Origin of the sequence: Bradyrhizobium sp. NAS96.2 (genome assembly GCF_001908235.1) — a bacterium.
GTDB lineage: Bacteria > Pseudomonadota > Alphaproteobacteria > Rhizobiales > Xanthobacteraceae > Bradyrhizobium.
The window spans coordinates 13,709-37,000 of record NZ_LGHK01000018.1; the positions used below are offsets into that span (position 1 = coordinate 13,709).

25 protein-coding genes, 1 tRNA gene and 1 riboswitch are annotated in these 23,292 nt (G+C 65.0%); of the genes, 11 read left to right on the forward strand and 15 right to left on the reverse strand.

What is annotated here, in order from left to right:
• Positions 1-20: 20 nt before the first annotated feature.
• The gene (locus AC628_RS04580) at positions 21-467 is read right to left on the reverse strand and encodes a hypothetical protein (protein WP_074125562.1); all 447 of its coding nucleotides are present in this window, start codon (positions 465-467) and stop codon (positions 21-23) included.
• 222 nt (positions 468-689) lie between these two features.
• Here AC628_RS04580 and AC628_RS04585 point away from each other — a divergent pair, with 222 nt between their 5' ends.
• The 3 genes from AC628_RS04585 (at position 690) to AC628_RS04595 (ending at position 2,195) form a co-directional block, all read left to right on the forward strand.
• Entirely contained in the window at positions 690-965 is a 276-nt protein-coding gene (locus tag AC628_RS04585) for a hypothetical protein (RefSeq protein ID WP_074125563.1), read from the forward strand.
• A gap of 98 nt (positions 966-1,063) precedes the next feature.
• Positions 1,064-1,140 (forward strand) — tRNA-Arg (locus AC628_RS04590).
• A 218-nt stretch (positions 1,141-1,358) separates the two neighbouring features.
• On the forward strand, positions 1,359-2,195 hold the full coding sequence (locus AC628_RS04595) for a sterol desaturase family protein (protein WP_245321028.1): 837 nt from the start codon (positions 1,359-1,361) through the stop codon (positions 2,193-2,195).
• Here AC628_RS04595 and AC628_RS04600 read toward each other — a convergent pair.
• Positions 2,192-3,202 carry a helix-turn-helix domain-containing protein gene (locus AC628_RS04600; protein WP_074125565.1) on the reverse strand — a complete coding sequence of 337 codons (1,011 nt, stop codon included), beginning with the start codon at positions 3,200-3,202 and terminating at the stop codon, positions 2,192-2,194. The genes AC628_RS04595 and AC628_RS04600 overlap by 4 nt on opposite strands.
• A 158-nt stretch (positions 3,203-3,360) precedes the next feature.
• Here AC628_RS04600 and AC628_RS04605 point away from each other — a divergent pair, with 158 nt between their 5' ends.
• Positions 3,361-4,506 (forward strand): alkane 1-monooxygenase, encoded by a 1,146-nt coding sequence (locus AC628_RS04605; protein ID WP_074125566.1) that lies wholly within the window; start codon positions 3,361-3,363, stop codon positions 4,504-4,506.
• A gap of 25 nt (positions 4,507-4,531) precedes the next feature.
• Here the strand turns inward: AC628_RS04605 and AC628_RS04610 are convergent, their stop codons facing one another.
• From AC628_RS04610 to AC628_RS04635, 6 genes are all read right to left on the reverse strand, one after another.
• On the reverse strand, positions 4,532-5,314 hold the full coding sequence (locus AC628_RS04610) for a hypothetical protein (RefSeq protein ID WP_074125567.1): 783 nt from the start codon (positions 5,312-5,314) through the stop codon (positions 4,532-4,534).
• Between the two features lie 166 nt (positions 5,315-5,480).
• The gene (locus AC628_RS04615; RefSeq protein ID WP_074125568.1) at positions 5,481-5,852 is read right to left on the reverse strand and encodes an SANT/Myb-like DNA-binding domain-containing protein; all 372 of its coding nucleotides are present in this window, start codon (positions 5,850-5,852) and stop codon (positions 5,481-5,483) included.
• A gap of 246 nt (positions 5,853-6,098) precedes the next feature.
• A complete protein-coding gene (locus tag AC628_RS04620; protein WP_050420464.1) occupies positions 6,099-6,392 on the reverse strand; it encodes a hypothetical protein in 294 nt (97 codons plus the stop codon).
• A 200-nt stretch (positions 6,393-6,592) separates the two neighbouring features.
• Complete coding sequence (locus tag AC628_RS04625; RefSeq protein ID WP_210190160.1) at positions 6,593-7,021, reverse strand: zinc-ribbon domain containing protein; 429 nt, start codon at positions 7,019-7,021, stop codon at positions 6,593-6,595.
• A 143-nt stretch (positions 7,022-7,164) separates the two neighbouring features.
• Positions 7,165-7,617 (reverse strand): MaoC/PaaZ C-terminal domain-containing protein, encoded by a 453-nt coding sequence (locus tag AC628_RS04630; RefSeq protein ID WP_074125570.1) that lies wholly within the window; start codon positions 7,615-7,617, stop codon positions 7,165-7,167.
• A 129-nt stretch (positions 7,618-7,746) separates the two neighbouring features.
• On the reverse strand, positions 7,747-8,580 hold the full coding sequence (locus AC628_RS04635) for a bifunctional 5,10-methylenetetrahydrofolate dehydrogenase/5,10-methenyltetrahydrofolate cyclohydrolase (RefSeq protein ID WP_349510101.1): 834 nt from the start codon (positions 8,578-8,580) through the stop codon (positions 7,747-7,749).
• Positions 8,581-8,626: 46 nt separating this feature from the next.
• Positions 8,627-8,706: riboswitch (ZMP/ZTP riboswitch) on the reverse strand.
• 217 nt (positions 8,707-8,923) lie between these two features.
• Here AC628_RS04635 and AC628_RS04640 point away from each other — a divergent pair.
• Entirely contained in the window at positions 8,924-9,340 is a 417-nt protein-coding gene (locus tag AC628_RS04640; RefSeq protein ID WP_050420461.1) for a hypothetical protein, read from the forward strand.
• Between the two features lie 121 nt (positions 9,341-9,461).
• Here the strand turns inward: AC628_RS04640 and AC628_RS04645 are convergent, their stop codons facing one another.
• Entirely contained in the window at positions 9,462-9,986 is a 525-nt protein-coding gene (locus AC628_RS04645; protein WP_074125571.1) for a hypothetical protein, read from the reverse strand.
• A 217-nt stretch (positions 9,987-10,203) separates the two neighbouring features.
• A complete protein-coding gene (locus AC628_RS04650; protein ID WP_074125572.1) occupies positions 10,204-10,950 on the reverse strand; it encodes a hypothetical protein in 747 nt (248 codons plus the stop codon).
• A 144-nt stretch (positions 10,951-11,094) separates the two neighbouring features.
• On the opposite strand from AC628_RS04650, the gene AC628_RS04655 reads away from it, so the two are divergent.
• Positions 11,095-11,478 (forward strand): VOC family protein, encoded by a 384-nt coding sequence (locus tag AC628_RS04655; protein ID WP_074125596.1) that lies wholly within the window; start codon positions 11,095-11,097, stop codon positions 11,476-11,478.
• A 12-nt stretch (positions 11,479-11,490) separates the two neighbouring features.
• On the opposite strand, the gene AC628_RS04660 is transcribed toward AC628_RS04655, so the two are convergent.
• Positions 11,491-11,847 carry a hypothetical protein gene (locus AC628_RS04660; protein ID WP_074125597.1) on the reverse strand — a complete coding sequence of 119 codons (357 nt, stop codon included), beginning with the start codon at positions 11,845-11,847 and terminating at the stop codon, positions 11,491-11,493.
• 322 nt (positions 11,848-12,169) lie between these two features.
• On the opposite strand from AC628_RS04660, the gene AC628_RS04665 reads away from it, so the two are divergent.
• Positions 12,170-12,520, forward strand: coding sequence for a GrlR family regulatory protein (locus tag AC628_RS04665; protein WP_026192881.1), 351 nt, complete (start codon positions 12,170-12,172; stop codon positions 12,518-12,520).
• 252 nt (positions 12,521-12,772) lie between these two features.
• Here the strand turns inward: AC628_RS04665 and AC628_RS04670 are convergent, their stop codons facing one another.
• Together AC628_RS04670 and AC628_RS04675 are read right to left on the reverse strand one after the other, a co-directional pair.
• Positions 12,773-13,816 carry an SMP-30/gluconolactonase/LRE family protein gene (locus AC628_RS04670; protein ID WP_502689534.1) on the reverse strand — a complete coding sequence of 348 codons (1,044 nt, stop codon included), beginning with the start codon at positions 13,814-13,816 and terminating at the stop codon, positions 12,773-12,775.
• A 285-nt stretch (positions 13,817-14,101) separates the two neighbouring features.
• Complete coding sequence (locus AC628_RS04675; protein ID WP_074125574.1) at positions 14,102-14,305, reverse strand: hypothetical protein; 204 nt, start codon at positions 14,303-14,305, stop codon at positions 14,102-14,104.
• A gap of 372 nt (positions 14,306-14,677) precedes the next feature.
• Here AC628_RS04675 and glsA point away from each other — a divergent pair, with 372 nt between their 5' ends.
• The 4 genes from glsA (at position 14,678) to AC628_RS04695 (ending at position 19,426) form a co-directional block, all read left to right on the forward strand.
• Positions 14,678-15,673: a glutaminase A gene (gene glsA, locus AC628_RS04680; RefSeq protein ID WP_074125575.1), complete on the forward strand. Its 996-nt coding sequence runs from the start codon at positions 14,678-14,680 to the stop codon at positions 15,671-15,673.
• Positions 15,674-15,742: 69 nt separating this feature from the next.
• Positions 15,743-17,392 (forward strand): MFS transporter, encoded by a 1,650-nt coding sequence (locus tag AC628_RS04685; protein ID WP_245321029.1) that lies wholly within the window; start codon positions 15,743-15,745, stop codon positions 17,390-17,392.
• Between the two features lie 79 nt (positions 17,393-17,471).
• Positions 17,472-18,035 (forward strand): HdeD family acid-resistance protein, encoded by a 564-nt coding sequence (locus AC628_RS04690; protein ID WP_074125576.1) that lies wholly within the window; start codon positions 17,472-17,474, stop codon positions 18,033-18,035.
• Positions 18,036-18,058: 23 nt separating this feature from the next.
• Positions 18,059-19,426, forward strand: a complete 1,368-nt coding sequence (locus AC628_RS04695) for a metal-dependent hydrolase family protein (RefSeq protein WP_074125577.1) — start codon at positions 18,059-18,061, stop codon at positions 19,424-19,426.
• Between the two features lie 40 nt (positions 19,427-19,466).
• Here AC628_RS04695 and AC628_RS04700 read toward each other — a convergent pair whose 3' ends face one another.
• Together AC628_RS04700 and AC628_RS04705 are read right to left on the reverse strand one after the other, a co-directional pair.
• Positions 19,467-22,148 (reverse strand): PAS domain S-box protein, encoded by a 2,682-nt coding sequence (locus AC628_RS04700; RefSeq protein ID WP_074125578.1) that lies wholly within the window; start codon positions 22,146-22,148, stop codon positions 19,467-19,469.
• Between the two features lie 242 nt (positions 22,149-22,390).
• On the reverse strand, positions 22,391-23,272 hold the full coding sequence (locus tag AC628_RS04705; protein ID WP_074125579.1) for a DMT family transporter: 882 nt from the start codon (positions 23,270-23,272) through the stop codon (positions 22,391-22,393).
• Positions 23,273-23,292: the final 20 nt, after the last annotated feature.

The following is a 23,292-nucleotide window of genomic DNA, read 5'->3' on the forward strand; positions in this document are numbered from 1 at the left end:
CAGGCGGGAACGGCTCGCGCCTACCACTCTTCCGGACAGGGATCGACGATCTTCCAGAGATCGACCCCATTCTTGATCTTCTTCATCTCGGTGGTGAGCCCGCCATTGCGGCGGATCCAGTCCTTCACCGTATCGGGGTAATAGGACATCAGGTCCGAGGTACCCTCGCGGCTGGTGACCTTGATGCCGAAGGTGAAGGCCTTGTCGTAATAGGCCTGGTGGAAGCCGATGCTGGCCTTCGGCGTCACGCAGATCTTGTTCAGCGGCACGATGCCGAACACCAGCGTGCAGGCCGAGTTGCAGATGCCGTCGATCACGACGCGCTCGCGGCGGTCGCGGATCAACTTGTACTTGGCCTTGTACTCTTCGACATAGCCGCCATGGTCGCGCGTGATGTGCAGCACGGCCCGTGCTGGCGTGACCGCCAGGACCGAGAGCAGCAAGGCGACAAGGGGCGTGATGCGCATGGAATGTTCGAAACCGAGGGAAAGGCGGCCCGGGCGGACCTGACCGCAAGACTCTGGCCGGACTGTGTTGGCAATCCGTTAAGCATCCGCAAAAAGGCAAAATTTGGCGCGCTGTGACTGATTTCCCGCAGCTTTTGGCCGGATTCCGGGTTAAATGAGTCGTTAGAGGACCTTGGACCGGCTGAAGTGGCCGATTCCATCGTGAATGCCCGGAGGCCGCCAATGACCAAGACCAAGCTTTTCGCCGCCCTCGCCCTGACGGTTTCGTTGGCTGTCCCGGCCGCGGCGGCCGATCTCACGGCCACCCCGCACCACCGGCATCACCATCACCGGCACGCCGATTGGGGCCTGCCCTACCACATCAGCTATCTGCACAATTACGGCCCGGGCCCGGCGGCCGGCAGCTTCGCCTATTACGACGGCCCGTCGACCAACAAGTGCTACCAGAGCTCGGCGGCCTATATCGGCCAGGATCACCGCCGGCATCCCTGCTTCTGAAGGCCGGCGGGCAACGGCCGCCGCTCGGCGCAGACCCCGCCCGGTACCGCGCGAGGCCGCTAGCCCTGTCAGCCCAAGTCTGATAATCGACCCCCGCGGCGCTCGTAGCTCAGCTGGATAGAGCATCGGATTTCGATTCCGAGGGTCGGGAGTTCGAATCTCTCCGAGCGCGCCATTGGCGCACCACCCAGACCGTTTTGACCTGTCGCGTGGACTTGCCTCGTCTTCTGCCCCGACCGGCAGCTGGAGCATGCCGGTTCGTGTTCCCGCTTAACCGTCCCGTTTAACGCTGCCACCGCTTGGGCTTTCCTTCCTATTGACGCAGTCGGGAGCCAAGGTGATAGGCTACCGGCATTTCAGGGCGGCCATTTTGAAATGCGCGATTTATTGGGAGTGAACCAGCTTCTGCTGGCAGTTTTGATCTTCGTGCCTTTCGAGCGACTGTTCGCTGCGAGGCCTCAGAAGATCTTCAGGCGTGGCCTGCTGACTGACATGGCCTTCCTGTTCATCAACGGATGGCTGGTGCTGGCCGGCGTGATCGCCATCACGACGGTGGCCATTCTGGTCAATCACTCGGTCCTGCCTGCGGCGGTGACGCAGACGATCGGCAATCTTCCATATCTGGTCCAGGTGCCCATCGTGATCCTGATCGCGGACCTCGGCATCTACTGGACGCACCGCATCCTGCATATCGTACCCGCCATGTGGCAGATCCATTCCGTTCATCATGCGGTCGAGGAGCTGGACTGGCTCGCGGCGATCCACCAGCACCCGCTCGATGTGATCTTCATGAAGGCCGGCGCGCTGTTTCCGCTCTACGCGCTCGGCTTCTCCACGGAAGCGATCGGCACTTACCTCCTCGTCTATTTCTGGCAGACTTGGCTGGTTCATGCCAATGTGCGCCTGAACTACGGACCACTGCGCTACATCCTGGTGTCGCCGGAATTTCACCACTGGCACCACAGCAGCGAGGCCGAAGCCAGGGACAAGAACTTCGCCGGATTCATCTCGTTCTACGATGTGCTGTTCGGGAGCGCCTACCTGCCGAAGAAGAAGGCGACGACGTTCGGCGTCGATCATCCAATGCCCACCAGATATCTGGCGCTCCTCGCCTACCCGTTCATTGCGTGGGCCTCGAAGCCGCGGAGCAACGATCCCTCGGCCGTGCAACATCAGCTGTCGAATGGCGGCGAGCCCGCGCAGCCGCGCCACAGCGCGCCGCTGAGCTAGGCCCGTACGCCCTTCGCGCTGAACCAGCGCCGGCAGGCGCGGCTGAAGCTCGTCGCATCGGTGTAGCCGAGCGCAGCCGCCATCTCGTCGCGAGACTGCGTGCCTTCCGCGAGCATGGTCCGCGCACGCTCGCGCAGCACCCCATCGAGCAGCGGGCGGAAGGCGCAGCCCGCCTCTGCCAGCCGCCGCACCAGCGTTCGCCGCGAGGTGCCGACGAGGCGCGCGGCCTCCTCCTCGGCCAGACGATGCGGCAGCCGCGCCGCGATCAGGCTCTCAACCATCCGCGCCAGCGCCGCAGTGTCCGAGCGCGGCTTCTCGACTGCTTCCAGGGCTTCGATCGCCTTGGCGTGCAATTCCGGATCGGCAAATGGCGAAGGCCGCGCGCACAGCTCGTTCGGCACGTCGAAGATGAAGGCCGCCGCATTGAACTCCACGGCGCAGGAATAATGCTGCGCCAGCCGCTCCGCGCCCGCAGGCGGCTGCCAGGGAAATTTCAGCGTCGCCTCGTCGATCGCATCCTCGAGCAGCTGCACATAGGTTGCGTGGATATTGAGACTGACGGCCAGCGCCACGGCCCGCCACAACGCGCCTTCCATGGGCACCGCCGGAGCGATTTCAATCTGGATCGAGCGCGCGGTCTTGCGCAACCGGTTGCGGATGAAGGGCGCGCGGGTCGATCCGAAGCGCGCGCCGATGTTCATCGCATCTGCGATGGTCGGCGCCGTCCTGGTCGCGACATCGAGCGCGCCTTGCAGCGACGTCGACCAGACCGCCGCGGCCGACAACGGCCACAGCTCGCCATGGGTACGGGTGATGTTGGCGGCCAGCATCACCAGCGCGGAGACCGGCATTTGGGCGCCCGGTTGGTCGAGCAGCTCCTGTTCGACGCCGGTGCCCCTGAGCAGTTCGTTGCGCTCGCCACGCGTCTTGCCGAACGCCCGCACCAGCGCCCGCGCGTAGCTCGCGGACACCGGCACCCGAAGGGCATCCGCCTCCGATCCCTGCATTGCGTCGGCGCCCTCCCTCGCGAGCGTTCAGCCGAACGGCTTGGCGCAAAATGCCACAAAATTGGCCTGTTGGGAACTGGCGGCGCAGGCCCGCCTCGCGGCAAGCTTAGTGAAACAACGGCGGATGCCGCCTCGAAAGAGCAGCTGGAGGGAATGCGATGATCTTCACGGGCACCAACGCCGCTGGCGAAACCATCACCTACAAGGACGGCAAGCGCTATCTCTGGATGCTCTCGTTCATCCCGCCGCTGATCCCGCTGTTGTCCTATTGGCTGTTCCTGCGGACACACAATCCGCTGGTGACGCTGATCCCCTTCGTCTTCATCTTCATCCTGATCCCGCTGCTCGATGTCCTCTTCGGTGAAGACACCCACAATCCGCCGGCGGAGGTGGTCGCCGCGATGGAGGCCGATCCGTATTACCTGCGGCTTGCGCGCATCACCGTGGCGTTTCCCTGGATCAACTACGTCGCGCTGATCGCCTTCTTCGGGACGCAAGAGCTGCCGTGGTGGTCCTATGTCGCGCTGCTGCTCGGCGTCGGCACCATCAATGGCGGCGCACTGTTGATCGGGCACGAGCTCGGCCACAAATCTGATCGGCTCAACATCTTCTTCGGCATGCTCGCCAATTGCGCGGTCGGCTACGCCCATTTCCGCGTCGAGCACAATCGCGGCCACCACACCTGGGTCGCAACGCCGGAAGACCCCGCCAGCGCGCGGTTCGGTGAATCGATCTATGCGTTCGCAACGCGCGAACTGCCGGGCGCCTTCAAGCGCGGCTGGCGCAACGAGGCCGAGCGGCTGACCCGGCGCGGCGAACCGGTCTGGTCGGTCAACAACGAGATCCTGCAGGGCTTTGCGCTGACGCTGGTCGTCGCGGCCATCCTGATTGCGTTGTTCGGCTGGAAGGTCGCGCCGTTCATCGTCGCGCATCATTTCCTCGGCTGGTACGCGCTGACCCAGGCCAATTATGTCGAGCACTACGGCCTGCTGCGCGAGAAGCTGCCGAACGGCCGCTACCAGGCGGTCGAACCGCGCCACTCCTGGAACACCAACCACATCGTCTCGAACCTGATGACGTTCCACCTGCAACGTCACTCGGACCACCATGCCAACCCGATGCGCCCCTACCAGTCGCTGCGCGATTTCGACGACATCCCGCGGCTGCCGAACGGCTACACCGGCATGTTCGGGCTCGCCGCGATCCCGCCGCTCTGGTTCCGCGTGATGGACCCGAAAACACTGGCGTGGGCCGGCGGCGACAAGAGCAAGCTGAACCTGGGCGAGCGGCCGGCGAATGCGTGATCGCGACAAGCGCCGGCGTCCGTCCCTACGCCTGCGCTGACCGCCGCTTCATCGCGCCGATGCCGAGGAACGAACCGTTGACCGACGCATACTGGCTGGTGAATTCGAACGCATCGAAGCTCGGTGCTTCGAATTCCCTGAGCGCCTTCCAGAGCCATGTCGTATCCGGACAGGCTTGGGAGTGGATGTCGTGATGCACGATGATGCGGGCGTGGCGCGCACCAGCAGGTGATCCTGCATCGCACCGCGCAGGCTGTGATCGCCGTCGATGAAAACGAAGTCGGGCTTCAGCCGGTCGACATGCGCGGCGACCAGCGGCGAGGTTGAAAACGCCTGCATGTAGATCGGCTCGATGCGCGCCTGCTCCTGCAGCAGTTCGAAATAGGTCGCGATGAACGGCGTCGGCGCGATCGGATCGAGTGCAATCACCCTCCTGAAGGTCGGCGCCGCTGGTCCTGAGCCACTCCGCGACCAGGATGAACATGCCGCCCCAGCGGCAGCCGATTTCCATGTACGAGGTGATGCCGGCCGCGTTGCGCGCAAGCCAGGCCAGATACGGCGCGAGCTGGTTCGGATACTGCCAAAGGTGCAGGCCCTTGCCAAAGCTCGGCGCAAGCTCCGGCGGCTGCTCGTGCAGCAGCTCGTCATTGAGTCCCAGCGCCGGGATGAACTCCCGTTCGAGGAAGTCAACATCGACCCGCTGGGCCGGGGTCAACGCGGCAATGGTGTCGATCGCTTCACGGACGAAGGGCGCAAGATCGGCGAAACGCTGGTATCGGTCGTCTGGAGCCTGTTGGGCGTTGAGCATCGGTGCGATCGGGCCGGACGGTTGGACACGCCGGAGACCTGCCGGCTGTCAGTGTCCCCGATGCTTCAACGGCGCAACCGCCCGTCTCGGGCGCAGAATCTTGCTTTCCGTAGCAGATGCTGCGTCCGTCCGCCGCCCCGCCGTCCGCCGGGTTGCTGCGCAGCCCTCAGCCGCTCGGGATCTTCCGGCGCACCGCCTCCACGCCGGCATCGGTGACGCGATATCGCCGCCCCAGCTCCGGGACGATCCAGCCCTTGTCGATCATTCCGGCAATAGTGCTCGGGCCGACGCCCGCGGGAAACGAGCGGCGGGTTCGGATCGCGTCGATCGCTACTCTTTCGAGATGGGTGGCGACATGCGACGGGCGCGCGCGAAACGCCTTCGCCATGATGAGCACCGACAGGACCTCGGCGCGCCGCCGCACCGCCGAAGCGCTGCGGGTCAGTTCGTTGCTGATCTCGAGAGCATTCTTGCCGGCCCTGGCGAGTTCTCTGAGCTTCTCGTCCTCGTCAGAGCTCCAGCGCCGCACGATCCCCATCTGCCCCTCACCGCCTGGATATCCATCTCGAACGATGCATACGCAGGCGGCGCTGATTTGCCATGTGACTTTCGGCACCTCTTGACGTGACGTTGGAGACTGTCGCCATCAGGAAGGCCGATTGCGGTGCCGACCGATGCGGCACTCAGAGCATGAGTCCGATTGAATCGGATCATGCTCTCAATCCACTGGTCTGGTCGCATTCTCCTTGCGCGAGCCGGTACCGGCTTCGCTCGGAAACGCACTTCAGTGCTTGCTGGGTTCAAGCATGATGAGCACGCCGGTCGGCTCGGGCTCGTGCGGCCGCAGCGACGTCAGCTCCGGGTCGCTCCATTCGGCAAGGCTCACCACCTCGCCGGTCTGTCCCGGCATGTCGGAGCTCTGCGCGGGTTCGAGGACCTTGAGTCCGCTGGTATCGACGAAGAATGTGTGCTCGCCAAACACGCTGTTCAGTTGCGCCACCGCCGGATGATCGTCCGGAAGCACCTGTGCGTTCATTTGCGACATGGTCTGCTTGACTTGCGTGGAATTAAGCTTCATCCGCTGCTCCTTCTCGTTGGTTCCGGCCGTGACTGCTTCCCTGGCTGGTTCCTCCCCGCCCGCACCCCTCGCCGGGGGCTTCAAAGTCTCGAACCGATCAGGCAACGAAACGTTCCGCGCGCGCGACGCATTGACCGCCCGCGCGCAGGTTCCACATCCACATCTCTGTGAAGCAGCAGCGCGGCGTCACGCGCATCCGCTCATGACGCGGCGGAGGGCTTCTTCTTCCTGGCGAGCCCTTCCAGATGCACGCGGCGCGCGGCGGATTTACGCACGCGCTCCTTGGTGCGGCAGGCGCGACAACGCACGGCCTTGGTGAACACGTCGCCCTTCGCGGTCTCGTACCACCATTTCTGCTGCAACGGCGTCCAGACCTCGGCAACGCCGCAATCCTTGCAGACGAAAGGCTCGGGCCGATAGGTTCCGCGTTCGACGAAATCAGGAATCGAATAGCTGTTCGAGGGTGCGAGCTGGCTCGTCACCACCGGAACCTCGTCGCGCGCCAGCGCGATCTTGTAGTTGCGAAGGCGCTGTCGCTCGGCGGCGCGTTGTGCCAGCGCGTGGTGCCATGCCGCGGCCTTGCGCTGCTTGGCCTCGATCTCTCCACGCGTCTGCTTGCTCCGCTTCACGTCTGCACCATCCGCCCTGCACCACATCGGCGAACTTGCTGCCGGACGACGTCATTGATGCGCTACAGTTCGGCCGCAGGCCCGCCATACTAGCCGCGGCATTGCGCGACGACCAGATCGACGACCAACGATCGGTGCGGCGCCTATGTCCGCGCCTGCTCCACGGGGCGCATATGAATCAGGGCATCGAGCACGAGGACGAGCACGGGGCGCTGCTCGTCGTTGACGAGCTCGGTCTTGAAGATCACGACGGCGTCGCGTCGCTCCGGCCTGATGGTGATCTTCTGGATCTGGGATTGGCCGGTCAGCGTCGTTCCCGGGCGGACCGGGCTCGGCAAACGGATCTCGAAGCTCCGCCCGACGATGCCCGCCACCTTGCTCCAGATCGCCTCCACGACGAGCCGCCGATAGATCGCAATGGTGTTGAAGCCGCTCGCGATCAGCCCGCCGAACGGGCCCGCCGCAGCGGCGACGGGATCGGTATGGATCGGCACCGGATCATACTTGCCGGCGAACTCCAGGATTTCGACCTCGCCGATCGTGTAAGTCCCGAGCCGGAATGTCTGGCCCTCGGTGAGATCTTCCGCATACAGCATCGCGCGCCTCCGTCTGTCGCATGACGATAGCCAAGCGCTGCGGGCTTTCCATTACCTCTGAGGTCATGAACTTCGCGCACGGCACGCGAGCGGCACCGGCCGCTCGCGTCTCGCCGCGGGCGTCCCGCGCTATTGCAGCCGGGCCGCCCTCGCCTTGGCGGCCTTCACGGTGTTCTCCATCAGGCATGCGATCGTCATCGGTCCGACGCCGCGCGGCACCGGCGTGATCGCGCCGGCAACCTGCACCGCCTCGTCGAAGGAGACATCGCCGCATACCGCGTAGCCGCCCTCCGGCTTCTCGACGCGCGTGGTGCCGACGTCGATCACGATCGCCTGCGGCTTGATCCAGTCGCCGCGCACGAGCCCAGCCTTGCCCACAGCGCTGACCAGGATATCGGCCTGACGGCAGATGCTGCTGATGCCGCGGGTGTGGATGTGGGTCTGCGTCACGGTCGCCTGCTCCTGCAGCAGCAGCGCGGCCATCGGCTTGCCGACGATGTTGGAGCTGCCGATCACCACGGCATGCGCGCCGGTGAGATCCGATCGGATCGACTTGATCAGCCTGAGACAGCCCAGCGGCGTGCACGGCACCAAAGCATCGTCGCCGTGAAACAGCCGGCCGGCGTTGAGCGCATGCAGGCCATCGACATCCTTGGCGGGATCGACCGCGGCCATCACGCGCAGGGCGTCGATATGCGCCGGCAGCGGCAGCTGGATCAGGATGCCGTCGATATCGTCGCGCGCGTTGAGCGCCGCAATCCTGGCAAGCAGGTCGGCCTCGCTGGCGTCATCCGGCAGGCGCTCGACCTCGCCGTGCAGGCCAAGCCGCTCGGCCATCCTGACCTTGCTCTGCACATAGATCTGGCTGGCCTGATCGTCACCAACCAGCACGACCGTAAGCCCGGGCGCGCGGGGCGAGCCGGTCCAGTTCACTTGCAACCTTGTCGATGACAATTTGGGCATGTGCATGCCCATCAAGAATGTTCGCCGTCATGGCACCTCCGTTTCGAAGCGGTGCCCAGGCGCGCGGCGTTCAGTCTCTGCGCTCCCCGATGGTGGTCCATCCAAGCGCCAGTCGCGCAGATGGCGCCCTGATAGCCGGTGGGCCCCGCAAAGGCAAATCACGCTCGGTTGCGGTCGGACCGGCGACCAATTGCCCCTGTTTTTGCCGGTGGATCGGTGCCGGGTGGGTCATCTCTGGGGGTAGGATTCGGGCAGAACTTGCGATAAGCCTCGGCGCTTGCCGGGCTTTTCCGATCCCCGGTGCCATCCTTCCGGTCATCACGCCATTTCGGACATTTTCAACATGAGACATATCATCCTCGCGTTGGCGCTTCTCTGCCCGGCTGCCGCGCTTGCCCAAGGCACCGCTCCAGCCACCACGCCACCGCCCGCGGCCGACAAGCCGGCGGCGGCCTCGCAGCCGATGGTCGGCGACAAGCCGCTGGTCCAGGTCGGCAAGAAGTCGGCGGCCAAGAAGGGCGAGAAGGCCGCCGCGCCCGGCAAGCCGCAATCGGTCGCGCAGAAGCTCCAGGCCTGCCAGGACATCGACGACGCCACCAAGGAGCGGCTGATGTGCTACGACGAGATCTTCAAGCCGCAGCCCAAGCCGAAGGCCGCCCCCGCCAAGGGCGTCAACGAATGCCGGTTCGTGAAGGAAGAGGACGAGCGGCTGACCTGCTACAACGGCTTCGCCGACAAGATTCCGCGCCTGCCGCGCTAAACGGCGTGAACGGCACGGACGCCTATTTGCGTCCGGCCCCCGCCTGAATCTCGCGGACATGAAAATGCCGCCGCAAGCATTTGCGGCGGCGTGTCGGTTGCCGGCTACGGCGCGACCCTGCTTACCAGGTGCCGAAACCGCCGAAGAAGCCCATGCGCGGCTGCTGCTGCGCGACGCGGTAGGGCTGATACATGCCCGGCTGCGCCAGCCGCATCGGCTGCTGGGGATGGGCATGGTAACGCGCAACCTTGTGCTTCTTCGGTGCCTGCGGTTGGGCCTGCGCCCGCTGGTCGGCCGGTTTCGCCTCGGCCACAGCCTTCTGCGCGTCAGCCTTCTCGGGAATGAACTGGGCAAACGTGTTGCGGACGCGGGCCTGTGCCGATGCGTCGCCCGTTGCCGGCGGGACGGCCGCGGCAACCGCGTTCACCTGCGCCGGAACGATGATCGGCTGGCTGGTATCGTATACCACCCGCTCCGGCAATTTCTGCGTCGACCTGATGCGGACCATCGTCTTGTCGACGCCCGGCGACGAGATGGTCTGGCTTTGGCCGGGAACCACGGCCTCCTGCGGCATGATGGCATTGACGACGAAGAGCAACGCGAGCAGCACTCCACCAACGTACAGGAAATAACGCGCCACAGGCATTTTGGTAGCTCCCCCCGCGCTACGGGCGCGGTTCATCTCGGCGCGATGACATCAGTCATCGCGCAGCGAATTCATCGTCTGCGCATGATCACCCGGACAGTCGCCATCCCGCGCTTCCGGGTCGTCCTCTAACGGTCGGCTTATTAGTTAGTTCCTGCCTGGCCGTTACGGTTCACCGGGCAAGTCAATTCCCGCTCACTTTTTCGAGATGCAGGGTTTAGGCGCGGCTGGCGGTCACGACAGAGCATTTCGCCTTGTTTGCGTTAACATTTACGAAGCCGATCAACATCTGCGAGTAGGTCTTGCGGCTCTTCATGGCGATAGTGTCCGGGATCAGGCGCTTGCGCTCGGTCATCGGACTGCCGTCGCGGCGGATGAAGGCGCAGGCGATCTCGATATCCTTGACCGGGAAATCATTGGCGTTGCGCAGCGTCAGGGTGACCAGCATCTTGGATCCGAGACCGCCGCGGCGCCACGATTGCGAGGCGATCCGCACCCGGTCCAGCGGCGATCGTTCGGCGCCCGACTGCGACGTCCTGGCCTCCTCGGCCGGCTGCGGGGCGGCGGCCACGCCGACCGTGGCCGGCTCGTCTGGCGGTGCGGCCAGCGCCTCCCTTGCGGCCTGGACAGACTGCACCCCGGTCGGCACATCCTGCGCGGTACGGATGACGGTCGAAGACACCGGCCCGATATCCTGGTCTCCAGCGTCGCTCGGCTCGGGGAGCATGAACCAGGCGGCGATCCCGGCGATTGCGATCAACGACAGCAGCAGGCTGGCGTAGAAGCCGCCGTCACCGAGACGTGCGGCGGCAACATTTCGAAACGACGCCAAGCCGATCCGCATCGTCGTGCCCTCACCCTCGACGCCCGACCAGACCCCCGCCAGCACAGAGGCCGCAGCGATCGCCACATGCGGCATCCGGGACGGCCGCAGGCCGAGCGGCCACGCGAAAACAATCGCCATCGGCCCGAATGGTTTCATTCCGGGACGACAATCTTGCGACGTGCAGCACGGGATGGCATCACAGCCGGCCGATCGCTAAGATTTGCACCGCCCGAGAGCGAGTGCCGCGCGCCGACGCGGCGCGAGAACAACAAGGAGATCGCGATGCCTGTCGTCACCTGGGACCACGTCCATCTGCGCAGTCCCGATCCCGAGGCCACCGCGACCTGGCTGCGTGACATTCTCGGCGGCGAGATCATCCGTGGCCCAGGCCGCATCGACGTCCAGCTCGGCGGCGCCAAGGTCTTCATCGCGGAGGTGATGCAAGGCGACGGCGTCAACACCCCGCCGGTGACGCCCTATCAGGGGCTCGATCATTTCGGGCTGACCGTGAAGGACATCGACGCGGTCGCGGCCGAGATCAAGGCCAAGGGCGTCGAGTTCACCAAGGAGCCGACCACGATCCGCCCAGGCGTGCGGATCTGCTTCATCCGCGGTCCGCAGGGCATCTCGATCGAACTGCTCGAGCGCGACAAGAAGTACGTGTGAGCGAATGCCGCGCTACGTCATGCTGCCGGGCATGAAACAGCGGATCGTCACTCCCATGTAGCTCTTGATCGGCCACACCATCGCGCGGCCGGCCCGGTTGGGCTCGGTGACCACGGCCTCGTCGGGGACGTCGATCCACGTCCCCTCGAGGCGCACACGATAGTGTCCGTCTTTCGACTCCCAATCGACATCGCTGACCGCAGTGCCGTCGGCATCGGAGCAGCACGGCCCCTTGCCGCTGCGCAGACCGTCGAACCATTCCTTCAGCGGCGAATTGGCGTAGCGGCCATCGGGATCGCGGGCCTGCGCTAGCTGCGCAGCCGCCACCGACACGAGCGCGACGAGACCGAGCGGCAGGTACACCCGCATCCGGCCCCTGCGACGGCGGGCCAAGGTTTCGGAATCGTCGTCGAGGTCCGCCAAGCGGCCGCCAGCTTCCATCCTGTCTGTCATGTGTGTTGCTCCAGCACTCACCGGCCAGTGCAACCAGAGCTATGCATTTCGCGGGCCAGTTCGATTCGCGCGCATGGTCCGCTGTCATCGCGCCGTCACACCGCCTGGCAGGAACCGAGGGTTCACGGCCACTCCGGACACCCCGGAATCAACCTGCCGCATTGCACGAGGTTGCTCGCTTTGGCATAAAAAACCAATCCGGATTGCTGCGGGCGTGGCAGCCGGTCAATGGGACGTTATGAAGAACGGGCTGTACTCAATCCACGTCACCCTGCTGGACGGACGCGTCGGCAAGGGCAGCGGAGTGATTCTCTTCCGCGACGGACAAATTCTCGGCGGCGATGCCTATCTCTATTACACCGGCAGCTACACGGTGAAGGGCGATGCGTTCAAGGGCGAGGTCCTTGTGCAACGCCACACCACGCCGCGCGACACCGACAACCCGCTGTTCGGCGGGCCCGCGCCGGTCGGCATCGGCGTCTCCGGCACCTTCACCGACACCCGCGGCACCATGAGTGGAACCGCGCTGGTCGGCAAGGCGAGCCTGATCTTCGGCGCCACGCTGCACAAGCTCGCGGATATCAATTAGCGGTTCGGGAATCGCTGCTGGACCCGTCACCCTGATGAGGAGCGCGGAACGCGCGTCTCGAAGGGTCGACGGCCAGTGGCGGGGCCGCGCATCCTTCGAGACGCGGCTTCGCCGCACCTTCAGGATGACGGGGATATTGCGTCGGCCGATCCACGTCATTGCGAGCGAAGCGAAGCAATCCATAACGCCCCGAGCGGAGAAATGGATTGCTTCGTCGCTATCGCTCCTCGCAATGACGGCCGTGACAACGCCTCACGTCGCGCCGTGCGCGTCGACGTAGAGCGCGTAGATCGAATGGCAGGACGCCATATACAGGCGGTTGTTCTTGGGTCCGCCGAAGGTCAGGTTCTCGCAGCGCTCCGGCAGGCGGATGAAGCCGAGCGGCTTGCCCTGCGGGTTGAACACCATCACCCCGTCGAGATCCTCAGGCCGGCCCTTGAGCTGATAGACCTTGCGGCCGTTGACATCCGTCGGCTCCGATTGCAGCGCGCCGTTGCTGCCCCAGCCGCACCACAGATTGCCGTCGCGATCGACGCGGAAGCCGTCGAGCGAGCCCTGGTCGGCGGCGTCGATCAGCTTGAACTTGTTGGAGACGGTGCCGTCGGCATTCACGTCGTAGCTCCAGATGCTGCGGTTCGGCGTGCCCTTCCACTCGACCACGTAGAGCTTCTTCTCGTCCGGCGAGAACGCAAGTCCGTTCGGATTGACCAGATCGGTGATGACAGCGGTCAGTTTGCCGTCGGTGCCGATGCGGAACACGTTGGTGTTGTCCTGCTCGCGCTTGGCCTTGAAGCCCTCCCACTCGCCGGCGATGCCGAACACCGGATCGGTGAACCAGATCGTGTCGTCGGACTTCACCACGACGTCGTTCGGCGCATTGAGCCGTTTGCCCTCGAAACCGTCGGCCAGCACGGTGATCTTGCCGTTCTTCCCGGTGCGCGTGATCCGCCGCGTCACCGAATGCTCGCAGGTCACAAGCCGCCCCTGGCGGTCGCGAGTGTTGCCGTTGGCGAAATTGGCGGGGCTGCGGAAGACGCTGAGACTGCCGTCCTTCTCGCTGTACTTCATGATGCGGTTGTTGGGGATGTCGCTGAACAAGAGACAGCCGCCTTCGGGGAAATACGCCGGCCCTTCCGCCCAGCGCATGCCGGTCGCGACCTGCTCCAGCGTAGAGCTGTAGAGCCGGTACTTGGCAAAGCTCGGGTCGAGGATTTCGACCGCCGGATCCGGATAGCGCTGATTGGGCTTGAACGGGAACGACTGCGCAATGGCGCGGCTGGCCGCTGCGCTTGCCATGCCCGCGCCGATGCCGGCCAGCAGATTGCGCCGTGAGATCATGTCTTCCTCCCCTGCTCGCACCGCCCGTTGATCGCTGGATCGGTTGACCGAGCCGTAGGAGTGTTGTCGCGGACGGTCCAATGCCGTTCGCGCATCGATCGATACTGATCGAATATCGATCGTCCGGCCCGTGATCCCGAGGGAGCAACACAACCGTCTCGAAGAATCGACGGCCTCCATCGGGCGCCATTGATCCTCAAGGCCCGCTCCGCAAGCGCCGCAGGAGACGCCGATGCAGCCCGGTTATCCGGGCTGCTGATTTCGTCGCATGATCTTGAACACGAGCAAGACGGCACCCAGCACCAGAAGCAGGATGCCGATAACTGTCGTATCGGTGGACTCGAACGTCACACCCACGGCTGTCAGCAAGCATCCGGCTATGATCGCGAACAGGCCGCCAAGCTTCTTGAACAGGAACAGATGTCCGTCACTTGTTTGCGCCACCATGGTACATCTCATTTCTACGGTTGATGCCCCGCGCCTCCCACACTCGCTTCGGCTCGCACGCACGCGCCGCAATCGTACTCCCTCAAGCGAAAACGTTGCAATCGGTCGTTGATTGCGCGCCGCAGCGACGTCCGCCGTTTGATTCAAACTGATGCGACTGCGTGTTGCGTCGGCGACTGGAAAGCGATCGCGTCAGCCTCACTGACTTGAACATCACCTCAGGTGGATTGTTCGCAAATGTTGATGGCTGGGTTGCAGCACCAGGCGCGGTTGTAGGTTGACTCAACTAAAACTTTGGCGCTGACTGCCCCAACGCATCGTGTTCCAGAATGGAACCGGCCACCGTTGGGTCCGTTCGGAAGGAGTGATGCGATGGCGTCGCTTTCGGTCGATCAGCGAGAGCAGGCCTACATCTCGACCGGTCATCTACCCGGTCCGGAGATGGTGCAGGCGCTTGTGGAAGACGCGCACCGGCGATTCAAGTCGAACACCGATGGAACGACGTCGCAGGTTTACCCGGCACTCGCACGGGTTCCGGCGGAGCTGTTCGGTGTTTGCGTCGTCGGAACTGGTGGCCGTTTCTATGGCGCTGGAGACGTCGACCACGAATTCTCCATCATGAGCGTATCGAAGCCGTTCCTGTTTGCGCTGATCTGCGAGACGATCGGCCCGGAGGCGGCACGCGAAAAGCTTGGCGCCAACGCCACCGGTCTTCCCTTCAACTCTCTCGGTGCGATCGAGCGGGGAAACGGGCGCACCAATCCGATGGTCAACGCCGGCGCCATTGCTGCGACCAGCCTCGCGCCGGGACCGTCCCTCGAGGACCGCTGGCAATTCATCCACGACGGGTTATCACGCTTCGCCGGCCGGCCTCTCTCGCTCAACGAGGAGGTCTATGCATCCGCCTCCGAGACCAATTTCCGCAATCGAAGCATCGCGCGCTTGCTGGAGAGCTATGAGCGGATCTACAGCGACGCCAGGCAGGCGACTGATCTTTACACGCGGCAATGTTCGCTGAATGTCAGCGCCAGGGATCTGGCCGTGATGGGCGCGACCTTGGCCGACGGCGGCGTGAACCCGGTGACCAGGCAACGCGTGGTCGACGCAGCCGTATGCCACTACGCCCTGGCAGTGATGGTCACCGCCGGATTGTACGAGACGTCGGGCGATTGGCTCTACGATATCGGCTTACCGGGAAAGAGCGGCATCGGAGGCGGCATCGTCGCGGTATCCCCGGGCAAAGGGGGCTTCGGCACGTTCGCCCCGCCGCTGGATGCCGCCGGCAACAGCGTGAGAGGCCAGCTCGCCGCAAAATTCCTGTCACAGCGACTCGGGATGGATCTGCTCGTGTCGCAGCCGGACGGCTGAGCGGCCGTCGCAAGATCGGCATTCCCGCGGGCGGGCCGATCGCAGAAGCCGAGAAGATCGGAGGACGCCATGGCGCAGACAATATCGATCGGCGGCATCCACCAGGAAGAGCGCGCATCATGGGTTCCGATGATCGCGATTGCGCTCGGCCAGATGATCATGTCGTTCAATGTCGCATCGCTCCCGGTTGCCATGGGCGGCATGGTGACAAGTTTCGGCGTGCCCCCCACCACGGTGGCGACCGGTATCGTGGCCTATTCCATGCTTGTGGCCGGCTTCGTCATGCTTGGCGCGAAACTCGCGCAAAGATTTGGCGCGCTGCAGGTGTTCCGCCTTGCGGTCGTCTTGTTCTTCGCATCGCAGCTCCTGATGACATTCAGCCCCACGGCCACCACCATGATCTCGGCGCAGGCGCTTTGCGGTGCCGCCGGAGCGGTGATCGTGCCTTCGCTCGTCGCCCTGATCGCCGAGAATTATGCCGGGCGCCAGCAGGCCACGGCCCTCGGCGCGCTGGGCTCGGCGCGTGCGGCTGCCGGCGTGCTCGCATTCGTGATCGGCGGAGTGTTCGGAACCTATATCGGCTGGCGGCCGGCGTTCGGAATCCTGATCGCGGTGTCGGCGATCGTCTTCCTGCTGAGCTTTCGCTTGAAGCCCGACCGCGGCCGTCCCGACATCGAGATCGATCTGGTTGGCGTCGCCCTCGCCGCCAGCGCGATCATTCTGATCAGCTTCGGATTCAACAATCTCAACGGCTGGGGACTGGCGCTCGCCCGTCCCAACGCGCCGTTCGATCTGTTGGGCGTTTCGCCGGCGCCGGTCATGATCGTGATCGGCATCGTGCTCGGACAGGCATTTCTGAGTTGGACGCACCGGCAGCAGGCCACGGGAAAAACCCCGCTGCTGGCACTGGAGGTGATCGACTCACCCGAGGAGCGCTGCGCGGTCTATGCGCTGTTCGCGGTGGTCGCGCTGGAGGCTGCACTGAACTTCACGGTGCCGCTCTACATCCAGATCGTGCAGGGACGCTCACCGATCGCCACCGCGATCGCGATGATGCCGTTCAACCTCACGGTCTTCTTCTCGGCGATGCTGATCGTCAATCTCTACGACAGATTGACACCGCGCCAGATCGGACGTTTCGGCTTTGCGCTCTGCACCATCGCGTTGCTGTGGCTCGCCTTCGTCGTGCGCAACGACTGGAGCGAGATTCCCGTTCTGCTTGGTCTCGTCCTGTTTGGCATCGGCCAGGGCTCGCTGGTGACGCTGCTGTTCAACGTCCTGGTGACGGCCTCGCCCAAGACGCTGGCGGGAGACGTCGGGTCCTTGCGCGGGACCACGCAAAACCTCGCGGCGGCGGTGGGTACGGCGGTCGCCGGCGCACTTCTCGTTGGTCTGCTGAGCACGATCGCCCTCGGCAGGATCACGGCCAGTCCGGTGCTGACGAAGGAGCTGCAAAGCCAGGTTGACCTCAACAACATCACCTTCATCAGCAACGACCGGCTGCGCAGCGTGCTCGAAGCCACGAGCGGCACGCCACAGCAGGTCGAGGAAGCGGTCCGGGTCAACACCGAAGCCCGGCTGCGGGCGCTGAAGATCGGGCTGTTGATCATGGCGGGCCTCGCTCTCCTCGCGGTCATTCCGGCAGGGCAGCTGCCGAACTACCGGCCGGGAGAGATTCCGGATGACAACGCGGCGGACAACCGCGAACGAACCAGCTGATCCGAGCCGGCCTGACCGGCAGATCCATGCGCATCACCGGCTGGAGCAAGTTCCTGGCCCGGGAATTGAGGAGAATAACATGGCGACCACCGACAACAGTTCCGCGTTAGGTCTGACCGGCATCGCGCCGCCGCCGCTATGGATGTGCGTCCTGCCCGGGATCGCCATGATCGTCGCGGGCGTCCTCGTCCTCGGCGATGTCGTGCTCTTCACCGTGGTCAGCGCGATCTTCATCGGCTGGACGGCGATTTTCGCAGGCGGCTTCGAGATCGTGCACGCCTTCTGGACCAAGGGGTGGGGAGGTTTCCTGTGGCAGCTGCTGCTCGGAGCCCTCTACATCGCATCCGGAATTGTGCTGTTGAGCCAGCCGGTGACCGGCGCGCTGATCCTGACCTACGTCCTCGGCCTGATGCTGCTGGTCTCCGGGCTCGTCCGCGTGACGATCGGCATCGGCCATTGGCGGCAGTCCGGCTGGGTCCTGGCGGCCTCCGGGATGTTCGGCGTCATCGCGGGCCTCATCATTTTGAGCGGATTTCCGGCAACCGGCCTCTGGGTGCTTGGACTATTACTGGGCATCGATCTGATGTCCCACGGCATCGGCTGGTTGACCTATGCCTTGCGGCCCGCCGACCGGCCGGCGTAGCAGCATTTTGGGGGAAACCGAACATGTCAGGTGTGAGAATACAGAGCGGGATCGTCCGGATTTCCGTGCTGCTTGCGGCGATCGGCATGAGCCTCGGCGTTTTGCCGGCGGCGCAGGCGCAGGATTCCGCGGTCCTGTTCCAGAACGTCCGCATCTTCGACGGCAACAACAGCACACTGTCCGCGGCATCGAATGTGCTGGTCCGCAACAACAAGATCGAGACGATCTCGACCTCGGCGATCACGGCCGATGCGCAGGTGATCAATGGCGGCGAGCGCGTCCTGATGCCCGGGCTGATCGACGCGCATTGGCATGCGATGCTGGTGCGCCCGACGCCGGCGGCTGCGATCGCGGGTGACGTCGGCTACAACAATCTGCTCGCTGCGGCTGAAGCGACCGATACATTGATGCGGGGCTTCACCACCGTTCGCGACATGGGCGGGCCCACCTTCGGGCTCAAGCGGGCCATCGACGACGGACTCGTGGCCGGGCCCCGCATCTACCCGTCAGGCGCGGTAATCACCATCACGGGCGGCCATGGCGATTTCCGGCAGCTGTCCGATCTGCCACGAACGATCGGCGGCATGCTCAGCCGCATGGAGAAAATCGGCGGCAGCATGATCGCGGACAGTCCGGACGAGGTTCGCGTGCGCGCGCGCGAGCAGCTCATGCAGGGGGCCTCGCAGGTCAAACTCACCGCGGGCGGTGGCGTCGCATCGCCGTTCAGTCCGCTCGACGTATCGACATTCACCGAACCGGAGCTGCGTGCCGCCGTCGACGCCGCCGCGAATTGGGGCACCTACGTTGCCGTGCACGCCTATACGCCGGTTGCGATCCAGCGGTCGGTCGCGGCGGGCGTCAAGTGTATCGAGCACGGTCATCTCATGGACGACGCGACGGCCCGCCTGATGGCCGAGAAGGGAATTTGGCTGAGCACGCAGCCCTTCCTCGATCTGGCGGGCGCCAGCGCATTGGGGCCCGCGGAACAGGACAAGATGCGGCAAGTGGTTGCCGGGACCGAACGGGTCTATGCGCTGGCGAGGAAATACCGGATCAAGACGGCATTCGGCACCGATGTCCTGTTCTCGAAGGCGCTGGCCGACCGGCAAGGCACCATGCTGGCCGACCTCACCCGCTGGTACACGGCGGCCGAGGCGCTGACGATGGCGACATCGAGCAACGCTGAATTGCTCAGTCTGTCCGGGCCGCGAAATCCATATCCCGGCAAGCTTGGCGTGGTCCAGGAAGGCGCGCTGGCCGACCTGCTGCTGGTCGACGGCAATCCGATCGACAACATCAGGCTGGTCGAAGATCCCGCAAAGAACTTCCTGGTCATCATGAGGAACGGCAAGATCTACAAGAACCTGCTTGCCGGCGAGATGAAGAAATAGCGGCAGTCCTCGAGGTGACGGAGCCGGCGCCGGCGCCCGCCTACTCCGCGGCCTGCTCCAGCGGGGCGACCCGCGGCAGGATCATCTGGATGCGCGTGCCGTTGCCCGGCGCGGACTCGAGCGAGAGCCGGCCGCCGAGGCGCGTGGTGACGATGCTGTAGACGATGTGCAGCCCGAGCCCGGTGCCGCCCTGGTCGCGCCGCGTCGTGAAGAACGGATCGAAGGCGCGGCGGCGAACGTCGAGGCTCATGCCGCAGCCATTGTCGGCGAAGATCACCTCGACATAATCGTTGCCTGAGGCGTGGACCTGGATCTCGACCTCGCCGGCCTTGCCGTCCGGGAAGGCATGCGCGACCGCGTTGAGGAACAGATTGGTCAGCACCTGGCCATACGGTCCGGGATAGGAATTCATCATCAGGTTCGGCTCGCAATCGACGTTGAGCGTCAGATTGTGCTTGCGCAGGCCGGGCCGCAGACTCATCACCACCTGTTCGGTGAGGTCGCCGAGATCGAAGGTGCGCTGGTCGGAATAGTTGCGGTCGGCGGCGACCTGCTTGAACGACTGGATCAGCTCCGCGGCGCGATTGAGATTGGCGACGAGCTGCGAGGAGGCATCCCGCGCCGTGTTCAGGAAGTCGTTGAGGCTGGAGCGACGCAGGTCGCCGCGCTCGACCTGGGCTTCGAAGTTCGCGGTCTTGCGCTCGAGCGCGGATGCCACCGTGAGGCTGATGCCGACGGGATTGTTGACCTCGTGGGCGACGCCGGCCACCAGGCGGCCAAGCGCGGCGAGCTTCTCGGCCTCGATCAGCGAGTTCTGGGTTTCCCGCAGATTGCGCAGCGCGGCCTCGGCAGAATCCCTCGCCTTGCGCATCTCCTGCTCGGACCGCTTGCGCTCGCCGATGTCGAGCGCCACGGTGACGATGTTCTCGATGTCGCCCTGCGCATCGAGGATCGGCAGCTTGTTGACCAGCCATTGCCGCATGTTGCCGGCCGCGTCCTTGTACTCTTCCTCGTAGAAGCCGAGCTCGCGCCGCACCGACAGCACGCGCTTGTCGTTCTCGTCAGTCTTGGCGGCGCCATAGCGCTGCATCAGCTCGGCGGTGGTCCGGCCGATCGCGTCCTGCGGCTCGACGCCGAAGATGCCCGCCATGTAGCGGTTCATCAGCACATAGCGCAGATTGCGCTCCTTGACGTTGATGACGGCGGGCACCGTGTCGATCACCATCTGCAACATGCGACGGCCTTCAGCGATGGCATCTTCGGCGCGCTTCTGGTCGGTGATGTCGCGCACCGTGCCCTCGTAACGGATCACCTCGCCCTCATCGTTGCGCACCACGGTCGCGGAATCCGACAGCCACAGCACGGTGCCGTCGCGCGAGCGCACCTGATACTCATAGTCACGCACCGTGCCGTCGCGCGCCATCAATTGCTGGTACTGCTCCCGCGCAGCCGGATCGACATAGACGGTGGAGGCGATGTCGCCGATGCCGTTGATCAGGTCCTGCGGCGTGGCATAGCCCATCATCCGCGCCAGCGCCGGATTGGCGTTGAGCAGCGTGCCGCCCGGCGTCGTGACGTAGATGCCGTCGACGGATGCCTCGAACAGCTTGTGGTAGCTCTCCTCGGCGAGCCGCTGCTCGGCGAGCGCGCGCAGTGCCGCCTCGCGCGCGCTGTCGGCGTCGACCAGGGTCTGGCGGAACACCTCGGCGGCGCGCGCGATGTCGCCGATCTCGTTGTCGAGGTCGGCACCTGGGATGAACGCGCTCTTCTCGCCGCCCGCGACCTTGCGGATCGACCCGGCGATCCTGGCCAGCGGGCGGACGGTGCGACGCACCACCAGCACGGCGGCGAACAGGCCGATCAGCACGCCCGCCGTGCCGAGCACGATGCTCTGCCATTTTGCCTCAGCCAGCGTCCGGGCAAAATCGCGCGACAGCACATGGCCACGGCGCGAGCTGAGCTCACGCAACAGCTCGGTGACCTTCTGGATCAGGCGGCCTTCGGCGCCGAGCACCTCGCGGTCGATGTCGGCGATCTGGCCCTCGCGCACCGAAATCGCGCTGATCGCCTCGGCATAATTGTCGACCGCGCTGCGCAGGCTGGGATCGGCGATCGCCATCGCCCGCATGCTTTGCGCGGCCTGCTCGGCGGCCGACGTGTTGTGCGCCAAGAGCGCGGTGGCGATGCGGCTCTGGGCCTGCGACAGCGTGTTCGCAAGCGCCGCGTCATTGCTCTCGGCGACCGCCTTGTCGAACGCGTCGCGCAGCGGCGGCAGTCCGGCGACGATCTCGGCGCGGCGGCTGAGCAGCGCCGAGATGCGCTCGATCCCGCTGCGGTAGGTTGCCAGCCGCTGGGTGACGCCGTCGATCATGTCCTGCTGCTCGGGCGCCAGCTCGATCCGGGTCTTCTTCAGGATCTCGCTCAGCGACTGGGCCGCCTGCGCGACCTGGGCCGACTGGTTGCCGGGCTCGGTGACGAAGTCCCGCGCCGCCAGCCGCAGCTCGTTGGTGCGACGGTCGATATCCTCGGCGATGTCGCCGACGCTTTGCAGCCGCTGCAGCTCGGCAAAGGTCGTATCGATGTGCCGGATCGCGATCACGCTGGCCGTGGATGTGATGATGATCACAGCCAGGACCAGCAGGAAGCTGCCGAACGTGAGCTGGCCAATCGAGAGGGAGAACGCACGCGGCGCTTGCGAATTCGGCGGCAATTCAGCGGTCATGTCATCAAGGCCGGGGTCCAATGCACCCCAATATACGGGAAATTACGGGCTTTGGGGAAACATGCTGCAAGCTCGGGCTTGTCGGCGGTGTGACGTCTGTCACCCGGCCGGGCGCCGGTGGCGGATCCGGTACAGGGCAGCCGAGCTGGTCCGGCGGGACGCCGGCGTCCTGATGCTGTTCGGCGGATCAAACGTCAGGCCGCGGCGCCCCTTCACGGGGCATCGTCGTCGCGGCGATGGTCTCAGGCCGTGGCGATCTTTCGCGCCGGAATCGTCATGGCGGCGACGCCGACGACGACACAGGCAAGCCCGACCCACGCCGTCGGGCTCAGCCGTTCGCCGAGGAATGCGACGCTGAGCGCGACCCCGATCGGCACCCGCAAGTAGGCCTGCGCGGTTGTGCCGACCGAACCGAGGGTCTGGATCAGGCGGAAGTAGATCACGAAGGCGATCGCGGTCGAGAACACCGCAAGCGCCAGCAAGGCGAGCAGCGAACTGGTCGACGGCGTCAGGGTCCAGGGCCGTTCGACGGCAAGGCTGAGCGGGATCAGGATCGCAGCGCCCGCGATCAGTGAGCCCGCCGCCGGCGCCATCGGATCGAGCCCCTTGAAGCCGCGGCTGAAGATCGCGGCGCAGGCATAGCAGATCGTGGCAGCGACGATCGCGACCTCGGCCACGATGCCCTGCCCGAGATCGCGGAAGGCATCGACGCCGACGATCAGGCAGATGCCGGCCATCCCGGCGATCACCCCGACCAGCTTGCGCGGGCTCGCGGCCTCGTGGCGGGTGATCGCGGCGGTGAACAGGAAGGTGAAGATCGGCGACGCCGAATTGAGGATCGTCGCCAGCCCGGCGTCGACGTAGCGCTCGCCCCAGGCGATCAGCGTCCACGGGATCACGCTGTTGAGGCAGGCCTGAAAGATGAAGCGGCGCCAGGTCGCGCCGTCGGTCGGCATCGTCACGCCGCGCATCCGCATGATGACGAGCAGCAAGAGCCCCGCGATCGCGGTGCGCGCGGCGATCAGCGTGATCGGCGGGATGGTCGCAACCCCGAGCTTGATGAAGGTGTAGGAGCCGCCCCAGAGGGTGGCGAGCGCGAGCAGCAGAGCGAGCTCGAGGCCCATATTCGGTTGGCGCGTGTCGC